Source organism: Flavobacterium sp., assembly GCF_023151265.1.
Classification (GTDB): Bacteria; Bacteroidota; Bacteroidia; order Flavobacteriales; family Flavobacteriaceae; genus Flavobacterium.
The window spans coordinates 1-22,726 of record NZ_JAKLJH010000007.1; the positions used below are offsets into that span (position 1 = coordinate 1).

At 31.4% G+C, this 22,726-nt stretch carries 22 protein-coding genes and 1 pseudogene; 21 read left to right on the forward strand and 2 right to left on the reverse strand.

Translation table 11 applies throughout. The features are described from left to right. Nucleotides 1-217: pseudogene (locus tag L6Q46_RS01245) on the reverse strand (hypothetical protein); the annotation flags it as partial. Between the two features lie 151 nt (nt 218-368). Continuing rightward, entirely contained in the window at nt 369-992 is a 624-nt protein-coding gene (locus tag L6Q46_RS01250) for a hypothetical protein (protein WP_291282758.1), read from the reverse strand. A gap of 83 nt (nt 993-1,075) precedes the next feature. Between L6Q46_RS01250 and L6Q46_RS01255 the strand changes: the two genes are divergently transcribed. The 21 genes from L6Q46_RS01255 to hisA all read left to right on the forward strand — a co-directional run bounded on the left by L6Q46_RS01255 (nt 1,076) and on the right by hisA (nt 22,719). Beyond that, nucleotides 1,076-1,315, forward strand: a complete 240-nt coding sequence (locus L6Q46_RS01255) for a hypothetical protein (RefSeq protein ID WP_291282759.1) — start codon at nt 1,076-1,078, stop codon at nt 1,313-1,315. 115 nt (nt 1,316-1,430) lie between these two features. Then, nucleotides 1,431-1,667 carry a hypothetical protein gene (locus L6Q46_RS01260; protein ID WP_291282760.1) on the forward strand — a complete coding sequence of 79 codons (237 nt, stop codon included), beginning with the start codon at nt 1,431-1,433 and terminating at the stop codon, nt 1,665-1,667. A gap of 80 nt (nt 1,668-1,747) precedes the next feature. Continuing rightward, the gene (locus tag L6Q46_RS01265) at nt 1,748-2,185 is read left to right on the forward strand and encodes a thioredoxin family protein (RefSeq protein WP_111565914.1); all 438 of its coding nucleotides are present in this window, start codon (nt 1,748-1,750) and stop codon (nt 2,183-2,185) included. Then, complete coding sequence (locus L6Q46_RS01270; protein ID WP_291282761.1) at nt 2,182-3,159, forward strand: FAD:protein FMN transferase; 978 nt, start codon at nt 2,182-2,184, stop codon at nt 3,157-3,159. The genes L6Q46_RS01265 and L6Q46_RS01270 overlap by 4 nt, the downstream gene beginning before the upstream one ends. Then, complete coding sequence (locus L6Q46_RS01275) at nt 3,160-3,369, forward strand: DUF4266 domain-containing protein (protein ID WP_111565912.1); 210 nt, start codon at nt 3,160-3,162, stop codon at nt 3,367-3,369. An 18-nt stretch (nt 3,370-3,387) separates the two neighbouring features. Next, nucleotides 3,388-4,707 (forward strand): DUF3570 domain-containing protein, encoded by a 1,320-nt coding sequence (locus tag L6Q46_RS01280; protein ID WP_291282762.1) that lies wholly within the window; start codon nt 3,388-3,390, stop codon nt 4,705-4,707. Nucleotides 4,708-4,718: 11 nt separating this feature from the next. Continuing rightward, the gene (locus L6Q46_RS01285; protein ID WP_291282763.1) at nt 4,719-5,384 is read left to right on the forward strand and encodes a response regulator transcription factor; all 666 of its coding nucleotides are present in this window, start codon (nt 4,719-4,721) and stop codon (nt 5,382-5,384) included. A 1-nt stretch (nt 5,385) separates the two neighbouring features. Continuing rightward, the gene (locus L6Q46_RS01290) at nt 5,386-6,270 is read left to right on the forward strand and encodes a cation diffusion facilitator family transporter (protein ID WP_291282764.1); all 885 of its coding nucleotides are present in this window, start codon (nt 5,386-5,388) and stop codon (nt 6,268-6,270) included. Nucleotides 6,271-6,272: 2 nt separating this feature from the next. Further along, nucleotides 6,273-7,649, forward strand: a complete 1,377-nt coding sequence (locus L6Q46_RS01295) for a HAMP domain-containing sensor histidine kinase (protein WP_291282765.1) — start codon at nt 6,273-6,275, stop codon at nt 7,647-7,649. 74 nt (nt 7,650-7,723) lie between these two features. Then, a complete protein-coding gene (locus L6Q46_RS01300; RefSeq protein ID WP_291282766.1) occupies nt 7,724-8,080 on the forward strand; it encodes a diacylglycerol kinase family protein in 357 nt (118 codons plus the stop codon). A gap of 101 nt (nt 8,081-8,181) precedes the next feature. After that, nucleotides 8,182-10,050, forward strand: a complete 1,869-nt coding sequence (locus L6Q46_RS01305; RefSeq protein ID WP_291282767.1) for an LTA synthase family protein — start codon at nt 8,182-8,184, stop codon at nt 10,048-10,050. A 73-nt stretch (nt 10,051-10,123) separates the two neighbouring features. Continuing rightward, the gene (locus L6Q46_RS01310; RefSeq protein WP_291282768.1) at nt 10,124-10,501 is read left to right on the forward strand and encodes a hypothetical protein; all 378 of its coding nucleotides are present in this window, start codon (nt 10,124-10,126) and stop codon (nt 10,499-10,501) included. Between the two features lie 89 nt (nt 10,502-10,590). Beyond that, nucleotides 10,591-14,931, forward strand: a complete 4,341-nt coding sequence (locus tag L6Q46_RS01315) for a CusA/CzcA family heavy metal efflux RND transporter (RefSeq protein ID WP_291282769.1) — start codon at nt 10,591-10,593, stop codon at nt 14,929-14,931. After that, nucleotides 14,931-16,046, forward strand: a complete 1,116-nt coding sequence (locus tag L6Q46_RS01320) for an efflux RND transporter periplasmic adaptor subunit (protein ID WP_291282770.1) — start codon at nt 14,931-14,933, stop codon at nt 16,044-16,046. The genes L6Q46_RS01315 and L6Q46_RS01320 overlap by 1 nt, the downstream gene beginning before the upstream one ends. Before the next feature lie 13 nt (nt 16,047-16,059). Next, a complete protein-coding gene (locus L6Q46_RS01325) occupies nt 16,060-16,560 on the forward strand; it encodes a hypothetical protein (protein ID WP_291282771.1) in 501 nt (166 codons plus the stop codon). A gap of 260 nt (nt 16,561-16,820) precedes the next feature. After that, nucleotides 16,821-17,678, forward strand: coding sequence for an ATP phosphoribosyltransferase (gene hisG, locus L6Q46_RS01330; RefSeq protein ID WP_291282772.1), 858 nt, complete (start codon nt 16,821-16,823; stop codon nt 17,676-17,678). A 163-nt stretch (nt 17,679-17,841) separates the two neighbouring features. After that, nucleotides 17,842-19,122 (forward strand): histidinol dehydrogenase, encoded by a 1,281-nt coding sequence (hisD, locus tag L6Q46_RS01335; RefSeq protein WP_291282773.1) that lies wholly within the window; start codon nt 17,842-17,844, stop codon nt 19,120-19,122. 103 nt (nt 19,123-19,225) lie between these two features. Then, nucleotides 19,226-20,296, forward strand: a complete 1,071-nt coding sequence (hisC, locus tag L6Q46_RS01340; RefSeq protein WP_291282786.1) for a histidinol-phosphate transaminase — start codon at nt 19,226-19,228, stop codon at nt 20,294-20,296. Then, the gene (hisB, locus tag L6Q46_RS01345; RefSeq protein WP_291282787.1) at nt 20,271-21,407 is read left to right on the forward strand and encodes a bifunctional histidinol-phosphatase/imidazoleglycerol-phosphate dehydratase HisB; all 1,137 of its coding nucleotides are present in this window, start codon (nt 20,271-20,273) and stop codon (nt 21,405-21,407) included. The genes hisC and hisB overlap by 26 nt, the downstream gene beginning before the upstream one ends. Continuing rightward, complete coding sequence (gene hisH, locus L6Q46_RS01350; protein WP_291282774.1) at nt 21,407-21,988, forward strand: imidazole glycerol phosphate synthase subunit HisH; 582 nt, start codon at nt 21,407-21,409, stop codon at nt 21,986-21,988. Before hisB ends, hisH begins: the two co-directional genes overlap by 1 nt. Then, nucleotides 21,985-22,719 (forward strand): 1-(5-phosphoribosyl)-5-[(5-phosphoribosylamino)methylideneamino]imidazole-4-carboxamide isomerase, encoded by a 735-nt coding sequence (hisA, locus tag L6Q46_RS01355; protein ID WP_291282775.1) that lies wholly within the window; start codon nt 21,985-21,987, stop codon nt 22,717-22,719. Before hisH ends, hisA begins: the two co-directional genes overlap by 4 nt. Nucleotides 22,720-22,726: the final 7 nt, after the last annotated feature.

A 22,726-nucleotide genomic window follows, 5' to 3' on the forward strand; every position in this document is an offset into this window, starting at 1 on the left:
TGTGTGTATATGTTACATTTCCTTTAATTGTTTTAATAATTTGCTCTTTGTTTGTTATATAAAAGTAAATTTTATCATCTTCTGTAATTTTAAATCTGTAATGATTGTATTGCCAATCTGCTTGTTTAACCGAACATTTAGTTCTGTCAATTATATAGTCTCCAATAATATTTTCTTTTTCTACTTCTTTTTTTGATGTAAAAAATGATAAAATCATTAATATAAATGGAATTGAAACAAAAAAAATCCACCAAGCTATGTTAAGAGTATTAAATATTTTTTTCTTAAAAATTAACTTTAATATGAATAAAATTATAGATACAATTAAAAAAAATATAAATAAAAATGCTAATCCAAATAACCACATTTTACTTTCTCTCGTATTTAAAATACATTAAACTTCCGTATAAAATATGACATCCGCCAAAACCTAATGCCCAGAACAACAATCCGTAACCTAAGAACCAAGTCGATAATAAACCTAAAGCAATCATCGTAATTCCTAAATAGCGAACATCTCCAATGGTATATTTACTGGCATTTACACAAGCTAGTCCGTAAAATATTAAGGTTAGGGGAGCGATTAGTCCAAACATGTTTTTTTCAATTAAAAAGATAATAAAAAAACCTCCTGTTGCTAACGGAATCATGAAATTGATAACTAATCGTCTAGAAGCTGCATTCCAAACATTTTCGTTACTTTTTCTAGCTTTACGAATGCTCAATACAATTCCAGTTAGAATAGATAAAATTAAAACAGAAGCTGCAATTATTAACAAACTAATAACTGCTTCTTCCGAAATTATTAAATCGCGATAAGCACCCATTGTAGAAGTGTCAAAGTAAATAGTTTTGTATGCTAACCATGCACCAACTATAGCATAAACGCCTGCTAAAATTCCAGACAAACCACTTAAGGAAATAAAACGTGACGATTTGTTCATCAAATTTTTAATTTCGCTAATGTCATTTAGATATTTTTCGTTTTCCATTTTAAAGTACTTTGAAATACAAAGTAAATAATAAATAATTTGCTGACCAAACTTTTTTTGGGTTATTTTTGAAAAAAAATCAGATGAAAATTCTAGGATATTTATTAAAAGGGGTGAGTATATTCATTTTTATACTTTTGTTAATGTCATCATTCAATACATTATCGCAAATAAGTGAATACAAAAAAGAAGGTTTTCCTTTTTTATTTGGTTATATTGTTGGAATAATAATTTTAGTTGCCTTAATAGGTTGGGTAGCATTCAAATTATTAAAATATAGCAATCGCTTACTAGTTGAAGCTAAAAAATCTAGTTTAAATTAAAAATGAAACCTACAGAAGCTTACATACTTAGTCAACCAGAAAAATATCAAGCCATGATTCTTCATGTCATTTCTGTAGTTGAACAAGAGCTGGGTAATAGTGAACTGCTTTTCAAATGGGGTATTCCGTATGTATATTTCAAGAAAAAGCCTTTTTGTTATTTGGCTCTAATCATAAAAAAGGTTTTTTAGATGTAGGTTTTGCTAAAGGTTTTGAACTAAAAAATAATCAGGAAGTTTTAGTTGACGAGAATAGAAATACGGTGAAATCTCTTCGTTATTATTCACTTGAAGAAATTGATAATGAGGTTTTAATTGCTGTTATTTCAGAAGCTAAGCTGTTATATAGCTAACTTAATTTTCGCTTAATTTCAGTACAAAAAAATACAATCCAATACTTTTTCTCGTTACATTTGATATAAATTTAAATGAAATGAGAAAGTTACTTTTTTTAATTGCCTTTTCAATTACCCATTTTGCAGTTTCTCAAAATTGGAATTATAATTTCGATGACGCCAAAAAACAAGCCTCTGAGCAAGATAAGAACATCATTATTGTTTTTTCAGGTTCCGATTGGTGTGCACCATGTATCAAGTTAGATAAAACCATTTGGCATTCACAAGCTTTTAAAAATGAAGCTGAAAAATCATGGATTGTAGTTCGTGCCGATTTTCCTAGAAAAAAAGCCAATACTTTATCAAAAGAGCAAACCGAACACAACAGAAAATTAGCAGATAAATACAATGTTGAAGGTAGTTTTCCATTGGTTGTAATTTTGGATAAAAACGGAAAAGTTTTAGGAAAAATGGGCTTTAAAAACGTTTCTCCAGAAGAGTATATCAAAATGATTCATGCAATCGACAGAAAATGAAAAAAGTATTAGTTTTTCTTTTGGTTACCCAATTGGGCTTAGCACAGCAAATTTTCAAGAAAAAGCAAAGTTTGTTAGGGAGTCCGTTTGAAATTACCGTGGTAGCTAAAGATTCTCTGGAAGGTAATTATTTTACCAATTTAGCCATTGATGAAGTTAAACGAATTGAAAACTTAATTTCAGATTGGATTCCTACGACTCAAATTTCTAAAGTTAATCAGAATGCAGGAATTCAACCTGTAAAAGTAGATCAAGAAGTTTATGATTTAGTTGAACGTGCCACTAAGATTTCGAAATTAACTTCTGGAGCTTTTGATATTTCTTATGCTTCAATGGATAAGATTTGGAAATTCGATGGAAGTATGAAAGAAATGCCATCAGAAGAAGCTATCAAAAAATCAGTAGAAAAAGTTGGCTATCAAAATATTATTCTAAATCCAAAAGACACCACAATTTTCCTTAAAAATAAAGGAATGAAATTAGGTCTTGGGGGAATTGGTCAAGGTTATATCGCTGATAAGATTAAAGTATTACTTCAAGTGAAAGGATGTAAATCTGGATTAGTGAATGTTTCAGGAGATATTAATACTTGGGGAAAGCAACCAGATAATAAGAGTTGGACCGTTGGAATTGTAAATCCTATGAACAAAAATAAAGTGTTCGCAACTTTTCCTTTAGACGATTCTGCGGTTGAAACTTCAGGAAGTTATGAAAAGTATGTTACCTTCAACGGGAAACGTTATTCGCACATTATCGATCCAAGAACGGGTTATCCGGCTTCAGGAATTGTGAGTGTTTCTGTTTTTGCAAAACAAACTGAAATCGCAGATGCTTTGGCTACTGGAATATTCGTTTTAGGAGTTGATGTAGGTTTAGATTTAATAAATCAATTAAAAGGAATTGGTTGCATTATAGTAGATGACAAAGGAGTGATTCATACATCAAAAAATATAGACATTAAAAAATATCAATAAATGAAAAAGTTAATTTTAGTTGTAATAGTTGTTTTTTCGGCAATCTCATGCAACACCGTAAAAGAGTACGACAAACAATATATCAATGATCCCGAAATGAAACTTTCAGCCAGAAGTTCAGAGCGTTTTGAAACTACGTTTCAAGTGTATCGCGAAGCAGCTTCGGGTGCTAATGGTGGAAAAACTGGTGGTGGTTGTGGATGTAATTAGGTAAAAGGTAATTGGTTTATGAAAAAATTAAGTATAATTTTGTTTCTTACAACTACATTTGGTTTTTCTCAAGAGAAAGATTCAACGGAAGTAGTTTATAAAAAACGTGTTTTGGAAACTATTGAAGTAGATTTCTTAATGAGCTACTACAAACAAGACGGTATTCACTCCGCTGTTTCGGGTGGAAATGGTATGGAGGAATTAACTAATATTACACCAACATTTGTGGTTGCAATTCCCCTTAACGATGATGATGTATTAACGGTTGATGCCGGAATTTCTGCGTATTCATCTGCTTCATCTGGAAATATCAATCCGTTTGATAGTAATACTCCAAGTCCTTGGCAAGCTAGTTCTGGAGCTTCTGCACAAGATGTTTTGACTTCATTAGTTTTAAATTACAGTCACAGTTCAGACGATAGAAATACGATTTGGAACGGGCATATTTCGGGTTCTGTGGAATACGATTATTCGTCTATTGGTTTTGGTGGAGGTGTTTCTAGACTATTCAATGGAAAAAACTCTGAAGTTTCTGTAAATGCTAATGTTTATTTAGATACTTGGAAACCAATTTATCCAAAAGAATTACAAGATTTTGTAGATTATGGCGGAATGAATGGTGGAATTTATGATGATTTCGTTATTACACCAGGACAAATTTCTTCAGAAGTTTACAATCCAGTAAATTTTAAAGAACATGATAAGAAAAATAGAAATTCATTTGCTTTAAGTTTGGCATTTTCTCAAGTGGTAACTAAAAAAGTGCAAGGTTCTATTTTTATGGATGTTTTATATCAAAATGGTTTACTTTCAACCCCTTATCAACGTGTTTATTTTGCTGACAAAGGCGATTTCTTTATAAACGAATTTCAATTAGCAGATGATATTGAGCGTTTACCTGATTCGCGATTTAAGTTACCAATTGGTACGCGATGGAATTTCTATTTGAATGAAAAATTCACGCTGAGAACCTATTATCGTTATTATTTTGATGATTGGGATATTTCATCACACACTTTCAATATTGAAATTCCGTATAAATTAACGGATAAGTTTACGGTTATTCCAATGTTCCGTTATTACACGCAGCAGCAATCGAAATATTTTGCGCCATACGAAGGACATGTTTCTACAGATAAATTCTATACTTCTGATTATGATTTATCGACTTTTGCTGCCAATCAATATGGTTTTGGAATTAATTACACCGATATTTTCACCAATATGAAAATTTGGAAATTCGGCTTAAAAAATATCGATTTCAGATTCAATCACTATGATAGAAATGACGGATTATCAGCAAATATTTTCACTTTCGGAGTAAAATTTGTTCAATAAAGTTCAATAACATGCATATTTTAATTGTAGAAGACGAAAAAGGAATTGTAGATTTTCTAAAACAAGGTTTAGAAGAAGAAAATTATACCATTTCTTCAGCTTTTGATGGTGTTGAAGGTTTAAAAAAAGCACTTGAACTTCCAATAGATTTGGTTTTATTGGATTGGATGTTACCCAAAATGCAAGGAATAGACGTTTGTAAAAATATTCGACTAGAAAAAAACAATTTACCCATCATTTTCCTAACGGCTAAGGATACCGTTCAAGAAACTATTGAAGGTTTGAAAGCTGGCGCGAATGATTATATAAAGAAACCATTTTCGTTTGATGAACTGTTAGAACGCATCAAAATTCATTTTAGAACTAAAGATGAAATAAAAGTTTTAACTTTAGGAAATATTACGCTTGACAAGTCAAAATTTCAGGTTTTTGTTGACAATAAAGAAGTATCTTTGACACAACGAGAATTTGAATTACTTGAATATCTAATTAAAAACAAAGGTCAAGTTTGCACCCGAACGAACATTATTGAAGACGTTTGGGACATTCATTTTGAATACGATACAGGAGTTATTGATGTGTTTATGAATTCCATCCGAAAGAAATTGAATTTAACTAAAGACCAAGATTTAATTAAAACCATTAGAGGAGTAGGGTATATCGCAAACGAAATTTAGCATGCCAAACACAGAAAAAGCCATCAAAGCGACTTATTTTAGCATCATTGGAAATACTTTATTAGCATTAATTAAAGGTATTACAGGATATTTCGGAAATTCGTACGCCATGATTGCTGATGCTATTGAATCTACAGCAGATGTGTTTGCCTCTTTTTTAGTGCTTTTCGGAATTAAATATTCGAACAAACCCGCTGATGAAAACCATCCTTACGGACATGGAAGAGCCGAACCTTTGGTTACTTTTTTGGTGGTAGGTTTCTTAATTACTTCGGCTACAGTTATTGCCTACGAAAGTATTCAAAACATTCAAACACCGCACGAATTACCAAGACCTTTTACGCTTTTTGTTTTAGGAGCCATCATTCTTTGGAAAGAAATTTCGTTTCAAATTGTCATGAAAAAAAGCATTGAAACCAATAGTAGTTCACTAAAAGCCGATGCTTGGCACCATAGAAGCGATGCAATTACTTCGGTTGCGGCTTTCATAGGAATATCTATTGCTCTTTATTTTGGAAAAGGATATGAATCAGCGGATGATTGGGCAGCTTTATTGGCTTCTGTGTTTATTTTGTACAATTGCTATAAAATTTTCCGACCTGCTTTAGGAGAAATTATGGACGAACATTTGTATCAGGATTTGGAAGTTGAAATTAAGCGAATTTCTCATTCTGTTGAAGGTGTAATTTGTATTGAAAAATGCTTCATTAGAAAGGCCGGAATGAAATATCACGTAGATTTACACGTTATGGTAGATGGTAATAAATCGGTTAAAGAAGGCCATGATATTGCGCATCATTTAAAAGATACTTTACGAAAAGAACTAATAGAATTAGGTCATGTTTTAATCCACATTGAACCTAATTTCGAATCTATAGAACGCTAATTATGTTTTCATTTTCATTTAAAAATAGAATTGCTTTTAACTACATTGTGAGTGGTTCTGTTTTTATTGCAATCGTTTTTCTTTTTATCTTTCATATTGTAAAATATAGTGTTAATGATCATATTAACGAAGAAGTTAAAGAAGAATTAACAAAGCATTTAGATGATGTTTCAACTGATGAAAATGATACTTTTTTTATTCAAGTTGACCAATGGCGAGCTCGTGAACACAATTCAATAAATGTAAATCCGGTTTTTGTAGAATTCTATGACATCAATAAAAAAATCATTGATAAATCACCAAATTTAAAAAATGCTGATTTAAAGTTATTTGACACTTCACAAAATGATATTTTTGTAAATTCTGAACTTAATAAAATTCCTATTAGACAAATTCAAACACCTATTATCAATAATAATAAAGTTGTTGGATTTTTAGTTGTAGCCATGTCAATGGAAGATTTTGAAATTGTTTTGATATTAAAAAATATCCTCTTGATTACGTTTCCACTAATCCTGATTTTACTATTCTTAATAGCTCGTTTTTTTGCTGGTAGAAGCATAAAACCAGTTCAAACTATTATCGAAACTTCGAGTCAAATCACTAAAGATAATTTAAAAACGCGAATTCCGTTACCTCAAAATAAAGATGAATTATACGTTTTATCCGAAAATATCAACAATCTTTTAAATCGAATTGAAAACGCTGTTGATAGAGAAAAACAATTCACTTCTGATGCTTCGCATGAATTAAGAACGCCATTAGCCGTAATGAAAGGAACGATGGAAGTTTTAATTCGAAAGCCAAGAAACCAACAAGAATATGAGGAGAAAATTCAATTCTGTATTTCGGAAGTCGATCGATTAAATCACATGGTAGATCAATTGTTACTTTTGGCTCGATTTGAAAATCAAAAACAAAACGTAAAGCAAGAATCGATTTACTTGAATGCTTTAATTTTAGATAATTTAACTCGTTTTTCAGACAAAATAGAAAGTAAAAAACTCAAAATAAAAGCTGATTTTTCAGATGATTATTATATTCAATCCGATAATTATTTGGTTTCTATTATTTTTAGTAATTTGATTTCTAATGCGATTAAATATTCTCATGATAACGGGAAAATTGTTTTACAATTAGAGAAAACTCCAACGGAAATCATCTTTACCGTTTCTGATAATGGAGTTGGAATTTCAGAACAAGATTTGAATAAAATTTTTAATTCTTTTTATCGTTCCGATGTTTCCAATCATCCTGAAATCAAAGGAACTGGGATTGGTCTTTCAATTGTAAAGCGTTTATGTGATTTACTTAATGTAGGGATAATGGTAAACAGTAAATTGAACGAAGGCACTAGTTTTATTCTTAAATTTAATTAAATCTTAATTTTCTATTAAGTAATCCTTAAGCATTTTTGGACGTTGAACCAATACATTTGATTAAATTTTAATTTATGAAATCATTTGTGTTTGGACGATTAAAGAGTCTCAAATTTGCTTTGTATGGAATGTTTTTATTGATAAAAACAGAACACGCTATAATCACACAAACAATTATTTCACTACTATTAATTGCTTTTGGCTTGTATGTTGGATTATCCAAATCAGATTGGATTGTTCAATTATTTTGTATTGCATTTATTTTAGCAATAGAAAGTCTAAACACTGCAGTAGAAAAAATATGTGATTTTATTCATCCAGATTATCATCACAAAATAGGATTTATTAAAGATATTGCCGCTGGAGCTGTTTCTTTTGCTGTTCTAATTTCTATAGTTATTCTTTCAATTACTTATTATTCTTACTTGTAGTTATGAATCTTAAATTATTATATAATCGTTATTTAGTTGCTATCTATTTTTTTATAGGTTATATAGTTTTATCAACTATTGTTAGAACAATATTAGCAACAATGTCAATTGATAAATTAGAATTATCAATCTATTCAGTCTTCAAGATTTTTGGGAAAGGTTTCATCTTTGATATTGCTGTAGGTTTATCATTTTTATTTATCTATATCGTTTATTTAACGCTACTACCTTCATCATGGATTGGAAAAAAAATAGATATTATTACCAATTATTCTATTCTTTCTTTGTCATTTTTTGTTGTTTTATTCTCTTTTTTTGCAGAGTTTCCTTTTTGGGATGAATTCAATACAAGATTTAATTTTATTGCGGTTGATTATTTAATTTATACGTATGAGGTTATAGAAAATATTAATCAATCTTATCCTTTACCAATAATAATTTTGGTTTTACTAAGTTGTATTTTAATTATATTTTATTTGCTAAATAAGAACGAAATATTCAAAACAGCATTCAGTTCAAAACCAAAATTTTCAAACCGAATTGCAATCTTATTTGTTTACTTACTATTAGTTGTCAGTCTATTTTCAATTTTAGATAATAAAAAAGCTGAATGGAGCTCAAATACTTATGAAAATGAATTATCTAAAAATGGAGTTTTTTCTTTTTTTGCTGCTTTTCGCTCAAACGAATTAGACTATGATTTATTTTATCCAAAATTGGATAAAAAGTTGGCTTACAAAATTGTAAAATCTAATTTATTAGCATCAGATGAGAATTTTAGTTCTACAAATTATGATGACATTTCAAGATATATATACGGAACTAAAGAAGTAAAACCTAATATAATTTTAATTTGTATCGAAAGCTTTAGTGCTGATTATTTAAAAGAATTTGGAAATTCAGAGAACTTAACTACTAATGTAAATCAATTAGCTAATGAAGGTGTTTTTTTCAAAAATATGTATGCAACTGGAACAAGAACGGTTCGTGGCATGGAAGCTTTAACACTATGTGTTCCACCAACGCCAGGAAATAGTATCGTAAGAAGACAAAGCAATAACAGTTTATTTTCTATTGCCACTGTTTTAAAACAAAAAGGCTATCAACTCGATTTTATTTACGGAGGCGATGGTTACTTTGATAACATGAATACGTTTTTCGGAGGTCAAGGATTTAATATAATTGATAGAGATAGAGGAAATCCATTATCTGATGAGATTAGTACAACAAGAACAACTATTCCAGATAGTGAAGTAACTTTTGAAAACGCTTGGGGAATTTGTGATGAAGACATTTACAAGCAATCTTTAAAAAAAGCCGATTTAGAATCTAATTCAAATCAACCTTTTTTTCAATTTATAATGACAACTTCTAATCATAAGCCATATAGTTTTCCTAATAATAAAATTGATTTAAAACAAGGAACTAGAGAAGCAGCAGTAAAATATACTGATTTTGCATTAGGACAATTCATAAAACAAGCAAAAACAAAAAAATGGTTTTCAAATACTGTTTTTGTTATTGTGGCAGATCATTGTGCTAGTAGTGCAGGTAAATGGGAAATAAATGTAGATAAACATCACATTCCAGCTATTATTTATAATTTGAATACAAAAAATCAAAAGATTGATAAATTAGTTTCGCAAATTGATTTAATACCAACACTTTTTGGTTACTTTAACTGGAATTATACTTCAAGTTTTTTCGGTAAGGATATTTCAAAGATGAAAACTTCTGATGAAAGAGCATTTTTAGGAAATTACAGAACCTTAGGCTTGTTAGAAGGGACTACTTTTACTGAAATTAACGACCGAAAAAAAGTAAATCAATATCAATGGAATTCAAATAATAAAACTCTAGAACTACAGCATTTCAGAAATAATTCCTTAAAAAATAAAACTATTTCTTATTATCAAATAGCGAGTGAACGATTCAAAAATGGAAAAATGAAAGTTAAATTGATTAACTAACATTAAGTAGTTCTTAAGAAATACAACACTTTTATTCTTTACCTTTGTAATGTATTTTGATAATTCGATTAAAATGAACAAGCTAATTGCTCTTTTTCTAATTTCAGTATTTATGTGTGCTAACACATCGATAGGTCAATTATTGAAAATTCCGAATTTAATCGAACATTACATTGAACACAAAAATGAGTTGATTCCAACGTCAATTTCTTTTATTGATTTTTTGGAATCGCATTATTCCAAAAACGCAGAAAACAACCCAGAAGAGCATCAAGATTTGCCTTTTAAAACTTTTGAAATTGCATCAACGGTTTTCTTATTGGTAAACAATACTAATTTTCAAATTCAGCCTGTAAAAGCTGTAATTTCCAGTAAGCAGAAGTTTTTTTACCACCAGTCTTTCAAATCACATTTGATAACTACTATTTGGTTACCCCCTAAAATAGCCTAACATTTTTTGTAAATAATCATTTTTAATGATGCTAATGTGTTTATCGGTTTGTCCGATAAATGCTATTCGTTTATTATAATTTTAATAAAATGTTAGAAAAAATAATTGCTTTAAGTTTACGAAACAAACTAATTGTACTCCTTTTTACACTTGGAGTCTTTGGTTACGGAATATTTTCGGTATTCCAAATATCTATTGGTGCTGTTCCTGATATTACCAATAATCAAGTACAAGTTATCACTACTTCTCGAAATCTTTCCACACAAGATATCGAACAATATATCACGTATCCCGTGGAATTAGAAATGGCGAATTTACCTGGTGTAAAAGAAATTCGTTCAATTTCAAAATTTGGTTTATCTGTAGTAACCATCGTTTTTGAAGAAGACATGGGAACATATTTACCAAGACAATTAATTGCTGAAAAAATCAAAACCGCTACAGAGAAAATTCCACAAGGTTTTGGTACTCCTGAAATGGGACCAATAACAACAGGTTTAGGAGAAGTGTATCAATACACCTTAGAAGTTAAACCTGAATTCAAAGATCGCTATACGATTACCGATTTACGAACTATTCAAGATTGGGTAGTAAAACGTCAATTATCTGGAATAAAAGGGGTTGTAGAAATCAATACTTGGGGTGGCTATTTAAAACAATACGAAATTGCCATTCATTCTTCGAGTTTGAAAGCGATGAATATTTCGGTTAACGAACTTTTTGAAGCAATTGAGAAAAACAACAGCATTGCAGGCGGTTCTTACATTGAAAAAACCAATCAAAGTTATTTTATTCGTGGTGAAGGTCGAGTAACAAAACTAGAAGATATTGAAAACATTGTCGTTAAAAATGTAAACGGAAATCCGGTTTACGTTAAGAATATTGCACAAGTAAAATTTGGTCACGCCAATCGTTTTGGAGCCATCACAGGAAATGGAGAAGGAGAGAAGGTTTTAGGTCAAGTGATGATGCTAAAAGGAGCCAATTCCAAACAAGTAATTGACGACGTAAAACATCGAGTAACAGAAATCGAGAAAACCTTGCCAGAAGGCGTTCATATCAACGGATTTTTAGAACGAAGCGAATTAGTAGGCAAAACGACTTTCACAGTAGCCGAAAACTTAATTTTGGGTTGTTTGATTGTTATTTTCGTAGTAGTTCTTTTACTAGGAAACTGGCGTTCAGGATTGGTTGTAGCTTCTGTAATTCCGCTATGTTTGTTGTTTGCCATTTCGTTCATGAATATTCTTAAAATCGATGCGAACTTAATGAGTTTAGGTGCTATCGACTTTGGAATTATCATTGATGGTGCGGTAATTATTGTCGAATTTATAGCCTTTCAAATTGCTTCAAAATCAAATCAATTAGTCGGATTAACTAAAAAAGAACGTCAAGACGAAATTGATCAAATTACTTATAAAAGTGCTTCAAAAATGATGAATTCGGCTATCTTCGGACAGTTGATTATCTTAATCGTTTTCATTCCAATATTGTCGCTCTCTGGAGTAGAAGGAAAAATGTTCAAACCTATGGCAATGACGTTTAGTTTTGCTTTAGTTGGAGCGATGTTATTCTGTTTTACCTATGTTCCTGTAGTTTCTTCCATATTTTTAAAACCTAGAGAAGAAAATCCAAATTCGTTTTCCAATCGTTTGATTAATAAATTGAATTCTTGGTATTTACCTGTTATTACTTGGGCTTTGGATAACACTAAAAAAGTAATTTATGGCGCTGCAGGATTATTAGTTTTAGCAGTTGGTATATTTAGTACAATGGGAGGCGAATTCATCCCCACATTAGACGAAGGAGATTTCGTAATTCAACCCGTTTTAAAAACAGGAACTTCATTAACCAAAACCATTGAAACCACTACAAAAATTGAAGCTATCATTCTAAAGAATTTCCCTGAAGTTTCTCAAGTTGTTAGTAGAATTGGTGCAGCCGAAGTGCCAACAGATCCTATGAGTATGGAAGAAAGTGATGTGATTGTAAAACTAAAACCAAAATCGGAATGGGTTTCAGCGGAAACAAAAGACGAATTAGCAGATAAAATTAAAGCAGCCATTGAGAAAAAAATTCCGAATATGGAAGTAGAATTTACACAACCTATCGAAATGCGATTCAATGAGTTAATCTCAGGTTCACGTTCTGATGTGGCGATTAAAATTTTCGGAGAAGATTTAGATATTTTAGCTAAAAAAGCACATGAAATTGAAAAAGCAATTAAAAATGTGGAAGGCGCTTCGGATATTATCATTGAAAAAACAGAAGGCTTACCTCAAATGTTTGTGCAATACGATAGAAGTAAAATCGCCCAATTCGGTTTAAATATTGCCGATTTGAATGACATGATTGCTCTAGGTTTTGCAGGAAAAACAGCCGGGAATGTATTTGAAGGGGAAAAACGTTTTGATTTGGTAGTTCGTTTAGATGAAAGCAATCGTAAAAACTTGGAAGACTTACAAAATCTTTATGTTACCACTCCAAACGGCGAACAAATTCCATTGCGAGAATTAGCAAAAATAGAATATACCGAAGGTCCAGCTAAAATTTCAAGAGATAATACCAATCGAAGAATTGTAGTAGGAATCAACGTTCGTAACCGAGATTTACAAAGTGTTGTAGATGATGTGAAGCAAATAATTGAAACCAAAATCGATTTACCAGATGGCTATCGAGTAGCGTATGGAGGACAATTTGAAAACCTTCAAAGTGCAAAAGCGCGTTTAATGATTGCAGTTCCAATTGCTTTATTTTTAATTTTTGTATTGTTACATTTCGCCTTTGGTTCAGTAAAAGAAGCGTTGATGGTATATTCCGCAATTCCATTATCTGCTGTTGGAGGAATTTTATTCTTGTGGATACGCGATTTACCCTTTAGTATTTCGGCAGGTGTTGGATTTATTGCACTTTTTGGAATTGCAGTATTAAATGGAATCGTCTTAATAGAACATTTCAAAGAATTAAAACATCAAGGCATGACCAATATGAACGAACTCATTTTAAAAGGAACAACAGACAGATTGCGTCCCGTTTTATTAACTGCTTCGGCAGCAGCATTAGGATTTTTACCAATGGCAATTTCTTCATCGGCAGGAGCAGAGGTGCAACGCCCTTTAGCAACAGTTGTAATCGGAGGATTGTTTACCGCAACGCTTTTAACTATGATAGTTTTACCTATTTTGTTTAAAATTTTAGATGAAAAAGAATTCAAAAAACCAAAATTCAAAAAAGTGAAAAATTCAGACGTTTTACTCATTTTTATCTTGTTGCCATTCATAGGTTTTTCACAGCAAAATAATCCCGAATTAGATAGTTTGGTTAAGAAAGCTATTTCAAAAAATGCTGGAATTAAAGCCGGTCAATTGAAAATTGAAAAAGCAAAACAAGCAACAAAATTGGCGTATGATTTCGAAAAAACGAATGTATATTACAGCTACGATCAAAATAATTTAGCTTTAAATAACCAACCTTTAAAAGTTTTTGGAGCGCAACAATCCTTTTCTTTTCCAACAGTTTATGGTGCTAAAAAGAAATTATATAATGCGGAATATGAAAAAGAAAAAACCGGATTTGAAATTCAGCAAAACCAACTGAAATTACAAATTTCACAAGTATATTATCAAATTGTGAATGTTCAACATCAAGAAAAATTATATCGTTACTTAGATAGTTTGTACCAAAATTTCTCAAAAGCAAGCAACAGAAAATTTGAATTAGGCGAAACCAATTATTTAGAAAAAATAACCGCTGAAGCAAAATTTCGTCAAATCAAAACCAAGTTATCACAACTTGAAAAAGAGAAAAAAGCACAATTTGAATTATTACAATCTTTAGTACAAAGTGATGAAAAAATAGTAATTTCAAATACAATTTCAGAGCCTATTTCAACTGTAACTTTAAATTCAAGTAAATATTTATATGTTTCACATTTAGAATCATTTACAAAAATTTATAAATCAAATGAAAGTTTGCAAAAACAGAATTGGTTACCCGATTTTAATCTGGAATATTTTCAAGGAAGAAATTCGGGTTTATCTCAATCTTTATATGGTTTTCAAGTAGGATTATCTGTACCCATTTTATTCAATGGAAATATTGCAAAATCAAAAGTTGCCAAACTAGAAACCCAAGCTTGGGAATCACAAAAGAAACAAGAAGAAACTAAAATAGATTCTTATATCAAACAAAAACAACAAGAAGTAGAACAACAACAACAAGCCATAACTTACTACAATGAGTATGGGAAAAAAGTATCCGAAGAAATCATAAAAGTAGCCGACAGCAGTTACAAACATGGTGAAATCGACTTTTTTCAATACATTTTAAGTTTAGAAAATGCCACAACCATTCAAGTAGATTACTTGGATGCCGTTATGCAATACAACACCACTATTTTAGATTTATATTACCTAAATATCGAGAACTAATGATAAAAAATAGCATTTTAATAGCACTAATTGGATTATTCATTTCTTGTAAAGAAGAAAAAAACGAAGTTGTAACTCCAAATAATGGATTGATAACAGTTACTAAAGAACAATTTCAATCCTCTAAAATGGAACTTGCCACTTTGGTTGAAAAGGAGTTTAACGTCACTGTTTCTGCATCAGGAAAAATTGATGTTCCACCACAATATCGGGCTAAAATTACACCGTTTATTGGTGGTTATGTAAAGTCATCTCAGTTTTTAGTGGGTGATAAAGTTTCCAAAGGACAAGTTTTGGTAACACTTGAAAACACAGAATACTTAGATATTCAAAAAGATTACGTGGAAGTTGCTGAACAAATCAATTACCTAAAATCGGAATTTGAGCGTCAGAAAACCTTATTCAATGAAAAAATCACTTCACAAAAAAACTATCTTAAAGCAGAAAGCGATTACCGCCAAGCAAAAGGAATGTATCAAGGTTTACGTGAGAAATTATTGTTATTAAACATTAATCCTACTAATGTTGAGAAAGGTAAATTTACTTCTGTAATTACTTTAACGGCTCCAATTTCTGGAGATATCACGGTAATGAATGCCAATGTAGGGATGTTCATGTCGCCTTCAGATGTGATTATGGAAGTGGTGGATACCCAACATTTATTGTTAAATTTAAATGTTTTTGAAAGTGATATTTTAAAAATTAAAGAAGGACAAAATATCGAATTTACCATTCCACAAGCTTCAAAAGAAGTTTATACTTCAAAAGTTAAAACCGTTGGAAAGTCTATTGAAAACAAGGATAGAAGCATTTCTGTCTTCGGCTTGTTACAGCCCGAATTAAAAGAAAAATTGTTATCTGGAATGTTTGCCGAAGCTAAAATTATCATCGCAACTAAAAAAGGCTTAAGTGTACCAAATGAAGCCGTAATAAAAAGCGGTGACAAGAATTTTGTACTTTTATTAGTAAAAGAAGCGAACAATAACTACAGTTTCAAGAAAACATTGGTACAAATTGGAGAAGTTTCAGAACATCATACTGAAATAATTTCAGATGAAAATATCCATCAAGAATCAAAAATTTTAGCAAAAGGAGTTTTCGAGTTAACAAATTAAAAAAATAGAAATTATGAATCAAGCACATTTACACATGGTTTTCAACCATTTTCCAATTATAGGTTTATTCTTCGGAATTGGAATTTTAGCATACGGAATAATCAAAAAGCAGACTATTTTAGTTAATACTGCTTATGTAATGTTCATCGTTTGTATGATTATGGCAAAAGCTACGATGATGACAGGCGAAGGAGCAGAGGAAATTGTAGAAGAATTAGGTATTTCTCATGACATTATTCACGAACATGAAGAAATGGCCGAAACTTTCATGAAAGTACTTTATGGTTTAGGAATTCTTTCGATTTTAGGCTTGGTAGCGAATCTTAAAAAGCATTCAAAAGCTGCAATTGTTTCTTATGTGGTTTTAGTTTTAGCTATTGGATCAGCCGTTTTGTCTAAAAATGTAGGAACTTCAGGTGGCGAAATTCGTCATACAGAAATTAGGAAAAATGCCAATATTGGTAATGCTTCGGAAACAAATAGCGAACACGAATCACACAACGATGATCACTAAACAAAACATAAAATTTCAAAAACATTTTGTTTATTCGGAAATTAAGTCGTTAACTTTGCAATGTTAAAACTAACAGAAATTATGTTTTTAAATCAATTACATCATCATCATCATACCTCCGCTCAAGCGAAGTAATGATGCTATGTAATTAAATCATATAAATCAGAAACCCGTTTGAGTACATCAAGCGGGTTTTTTGTTGGTAAGCATTTTTTAAAAATCTTCTTGGTGTACTCATTTTAAAATTAAATAAAATTAAAATGAACACGTTAAAAATTGCTATTCAAAAATCAGGTCGATTACACGATGAAAGTATCCAAATCTTAAAAGATTGCGGAATTTCAATATATAATGGAAACGACCAACTCAAAGTTACTGCTTCCAATTTTCCTTTAGAAGTGTATTATTTACGAAACTCGGATATTCCCCAATATTTGATTGATGGCGTGGTTGATATTGCTATTGTTGGTGATAATTTGTTAGTTGAAAAAGGGCAAAATATTGAAATTGCTGAGAAATTTGGATTTTCAAAATGTAAAGTTTCGGTTGCTGTACCAAAGAATTTCAATTACAATTCCATTCAAGATTTAAACGGATTACGAGTTGCAACTTCCTATCCAAAAACTGTTGTAGATTATTTTTCTTCGAAAGGAATTTCTGTAGACATTCACCAAATATCAGGTTCGGTTGAAATTGCTCCAAACATTGGACTTTCAGATGCTATTGTAGATATTGTTTCTAGCGGAAGTACGTTATTCAAAAACGGTTTAAAAGAAGTCGAAGTGATTTTAAAAAGCGAAGCTGTTTTAGCTGTTTCTCCCAAAATTTCGAATGAAGCAAAGCAATTAGTTTCGAAACTTCAATTCCGAATTCAAGCTGTTTTACGTTCGAGAAAATCGAAATACATTTTGATGAATGTTCCCAATGATAAAATCTCAGAAATCAGTAAAATTCTTCCCGTTTTAAAAAGTCCAACTGTAATGCCGTTAGCCGAAGAAGGTTGGAGTAGTGTGCATTCTGTAATTGATGAAGATCAATTTTGGGAAGTAATCGACCAATTAAAAGAAGCTGGAGCTGAAGGCATTTTAGTTTGCCCAATTGAAAAAATGGTATTGTAAATAAATTAAACACATTGTCACATAGAAATTTTAATAATTAAGAATCTAAAAAGTATCGCATTTTACACATAGCTATGTTAACTATCTAAAGTGAAACGTCTGAAGTTTTAGACAAAAAATAAAACTATGTGACTATGTGTTTCAAAAATTAAAAATTAGAATCATGAAAAAAATATACAACCCACAACCCGAAACTTGGTCAGAAATTTGCAAAAGACCAACTCAAACTTTCTCAGACGTAGAAGAAACGGTAAAGCAGATTTTTAAAGAAGTACAACAAAAAGGCGATAAAGCTATTGCGAAATATTCTTCTTTTTTTGATGGTGTGACTTTAGAAAATATTCAAGTCACACAAGAAGAAATTGAAATCGCTAAAAATGAAGTTTCTAGCGAATTAAAAGAAGCGATTCAATTAGCCAAATCAAATATCGAACAATTTCACTCTGCTCAAAAAACAGATAAAATTGTAGTAGAAACAACTATCGGAGTAACTTGTTGGCAAGAAAAACGTCCGATTCAAAAAGTCGGTTTATACATTCCAGGTGGAACTGCTCCTTTGTTTTCAACAGTTTTAATGTTGGCAGTTCCAGCAAAGTTAGCAGGTTGTCAAGAAATTGTATTGTGTTCGCCATCGGATAAAAATGGAAAAATTAATGCTGCTATTTTATACGCAGCCGATTTGTGTGGTGTAACTAAAATCTATAAAGTAGGTGGAATTCAAGCCATTGCTGGAATGACATTCGGAACAGAAACCATTCCGCAAGTCTATAAAATCTTTGGACCTGGAAATCAATTTGTAACGATTGCGAAACAATTTGCATCTCAAAACGGAGTCGCAATTGACATGCCAGCAGGTCCAAGCGAATTATTAGTTTACGCTGATGAAACGGCCATTCCAAGTTTTGTAGCTTCGGATTTACTAAGTCAAGCTGAACATGGAAAAGACAGCCAAGTAATTTTGGTTACTACCAATAAAAACATTTTAAACGATGTGGAAGAAGAAATTTATAAACAATTGAAAAATCTTCCAAGACAAGAAATAGCACAAGTAGCCATCAATAATTCTAAATTAATTTTCTTGGAAACCGAAAAGACCGCTCTATCGCTAATTAACGAATATGGTCCAGAACATTTTATTGTATGTTCCAAAAACGAAGACTATTTCGTTAACGGAATTCAAAATGCGGGTTCGATTTTTATTGGAAATTATACCCCAGAAAGCGCTGGTGATTATGCTTCTGGAACCAATCACACTTTACCAACAAACGGGTATTCCAAAAGTTACAGCGGTGTAAATTTAGATAGTTTCCTAAAAGCGATGACCTTTCAAAAAATATCAAATGAAGGTATTCAAAACATCGGAAAAGCAATAGAAATCATGGCAGAAGCCGAAGGTTTACAAGCACACAAAAATGCTGTTTCATTAAGACTAAAAAATAATTAAAACACATAGAAACATAGATTTAAATTAGTGAAATATGTGAACTATGTAAAGTAAAACGACTAAAATCAACACAGAAAAAGCTAATGTGATTATGTGTTTAAAAATAAAATATATGAATTTAGAAAACCTAATCAGAGAAAACGTCAAAAAGCTAAGCCCATATTCCTCAGCACGCGATGAATTTGAACAGTTCACAAAACCAATGATCTATTTGGATGCCAATGAAAATCCGTTCTCGAATGGTATGAATCGTTATCCAGATCCGCAACAGAAAGAATTGAAAGCAATAATTGCAGATAGAAATAATGTACCTAAAGACAACATTATCTTAGGAAACGGAAGTGATGAAGTCTTAGATTTAATTTTCAGAGCGTTTTGTGAGCCCAATCAAGATAATATCATCACATTGCCACCAACCTATGGAATGTATGGAGTTTTAGCGAATATCAATGCTATTGAAAATCGTGAAGTTTTGCTAAATGAAGAATTTCAACCGAATGTAGAGGCAATTCTGAACGCCGTAGATAACAATACTAAAATCATCTTTTTGTGTTCGCCAAACAACCCAACAGGAAATTCTTTTACCGATTCGTCAGTAATTAAAATTCTGAATCAATTCAAAGGTTTAGTAGTAATTGATGAAGCCTATATAGATTTTTCAAAAGATGAAAGTTGGTTAAGTGTTTTGAAAGATTTTCCAAATCTGATTATCACCCAAACTTTATCAAAAGCGTATGCGATGGCGGGATTACGAATTGGAATTTTGTATGCTTCTAGAGAAATTATTGCAGTTTTGAATAAAATCAAACCTCCTTATAATATTAATGGTTTGTCGCAAGAAACGGCTGTTAAAAAATTGTTGCAAAGTACGATGCCAACGCAAGTTAGAAAAATACTAATCGAACGAAATAAACTTGTAGAAGCACTTTCAAAATGCGAATTTGTCGAGAAAATATATCCATCAGATGCCAATTTTATTTTAATTAAAGTGGATGATGCGAATTTTAGATACCAGCAATTTATCGAAAATGGAGTAGTGGTTCGTAACAGAAGCAATCAACCTTTATGCGAAAATTGTTTGCGAATTAGTATTGGAACCAAAGAAGAAACAGAACAAATTATAGAATTATTAAAAACCTTCAACAATGCTGAAAAGAGTATTATTTATAGATAGAGATGGAACTTTGGTTTTAGAACCAGAAAATTACCAATTAGACAGTTTAACCAAATTAGAATTCTATCCAAAAGTATTTCAATTCTTGAGTAAAATTGCCAAAGAATTGGACTTCGAATTGGCAATGGTTACTAATCAAGATGGTTTAGGAACCGAGAGTTTTCCGGAAGAAACTTTTTGGCCAACCCAAAATTTCATTCTGAAAGCATTTGAAAATGAAGGCATAACATTTGACGAAATTTTTATCGACAGAAGTTTTCCTGAGGACAATGCTCCAACCAGAAAACCTAGAACAGGAATGTTAACCAAGTATTTGAACAATCCGGAATACGATTTAGAGAATTCATTCGTAATTGGCGATAGAATTACCGATGTGGAATTGGCTAAAAACTTAGGTTCGAAAGCAATTTTTATCAAAAATGAAGAAAATTTGGGTGGAAATGAAGTTACAACTTCATTGGAAGAACTCCAAAATGTAATTGCCTTACAAGCTACTGATTGGCAAAAGATTTACGAATTTTTAAAGTTGGAAGAGCGAACAGCTTCTATCAAAAGAACCACAAATGAAACTGATATCGCTATCACCTTAAATTTAGACGGAACAGGAAAAAGCAACATCAACACCGGAATTTCCTTTTTCGATCACATGTTGGACCAAATTGCCCGTCACGGACAAATGGACTTAGATATTCAAGTCAAAGGCGATTTAGAAGTTGACGAACACCACACAATCGAAGATACAGCAATTGCCTTAGGCGAAGTTTTTGCAAAAGCTTTGGGCAACAAATTAGGTATCGAACGTTACGGATTTTGTTTACCAATGGACGATTGTTTGGCACAAGTAGTCATTGATTTTGGTGGAAGAAATTGGTTGGTTTGGGAAGCAGAATTCAAACGTGAAATGATAGGTCAAATGCCAACCGAAATGTTTTTTCACTTTTTCAAATCGTTCACAGATGGAGCAAAAGCAAATATAAACATCAAAGCTGAAGGAACAAACGAACACCACAAAATTGAAGCGATTTTTAAAGCCTTCGCAAAAGCAATTAAAGTAGCGGTAAAAAGAGATACAGAAAAAATGATTTTACCTTCAACAAAAGGAATGTTGTAATGAAAATAGCAATAATAGATTATGGAGCTGGAAATGTTCAAAGTGTTTTATTCGCTTTGGAAAGACTTGGCTATGAAGGAATTGTTACGAACGATTGGATTACCATAAAATCAGCCGATAAAGTGATTTTTCCAGGTGTAGGCGAGGCGAGTAGTGCTATGAAAATGTTACAAGAAACTGGTTTAGATGTGTTGATTCCAACCTTAAAACAACCGGTTTTAGGAATTTGTTTGGGCATGCAATTGATGTGTAAATTTTCTGAAGAAGGCAATACCAAAGGATTAGGAATTTTTGATGTCAAAGTCGTAAAGTTTTCAAATGAAGTGAAAGTGCCACAAATGGGTTGGAATACGATTTACAATTTGAAATCACAATTATTCACAGGAATTAAAGAAAACGAATTCATGTATTTGGTACACAGTTATTATGCGCCATTATCTGAAAACACCATTGCTACCACGAATTATGAATACGATTACAGCACCGCATTACAACGCGATAACTTCTTCGGAGTACAATTTCATCCTGAGAAAAGTGGTGTTTTTGGAGAACAAATTTTGAAAAACTTTTTACAATTATGAGATTAATCCCAGCAATAGATATCATTGATGGAAAATGCGTCCGACTTTCCAAAGGTGATTACGATACAAAGAAAATATATAATGAAAATCCACTTGAAGTAGCCAAATCCTTTGAAGCACATGGAATTCAGTATTTGCATTTAGTCGATTTAGATGGAGCCAAATCAAGTCGAATTGTGAACTACAAAGTATTGGAACAAATTGCTTCTAAAACGAGTTTAAAAATCGATTTTGGTGGTGGTTTGAAATCAGATGCTGATTTAAAAATTGCTTTCGAAAGTGGCGCAAATCAAATTACAGGTGGAAGTATTGCCATCAAACAACCAGAAGTTTTCAAAAATTGGATTCAACAATATGGAGCAGATAAAATTATTCTAGGAGCTGGTGCGATGAACGAAAAAGTGGCGATTTCAGGTTGGCTAGAAGAATCGAATGAAGAAGTAATTCCGTTTATTCAAAATTATCAGAAAGAAGGTATTCAATATGTGATTTGCACCGATATTTCAAAAGATGGCATGCTAGAAGGACCAAGTTTTGAATTGTATCAAAGAATTTTGGAACAAATCAAAGATGTAAAACTTATCGCTTCAGGAGGAATTTCTACATTCGATGAATTACCCAAGTTAGCCGAATTAGGTTGTGAAGGAACTATCATCGGAAAAGCCATTTACGAAGGCAGAATAACTTTAAAACAACTAGAAAAATATATAACAAACCTGACAGGTTTTTGAAACCTGT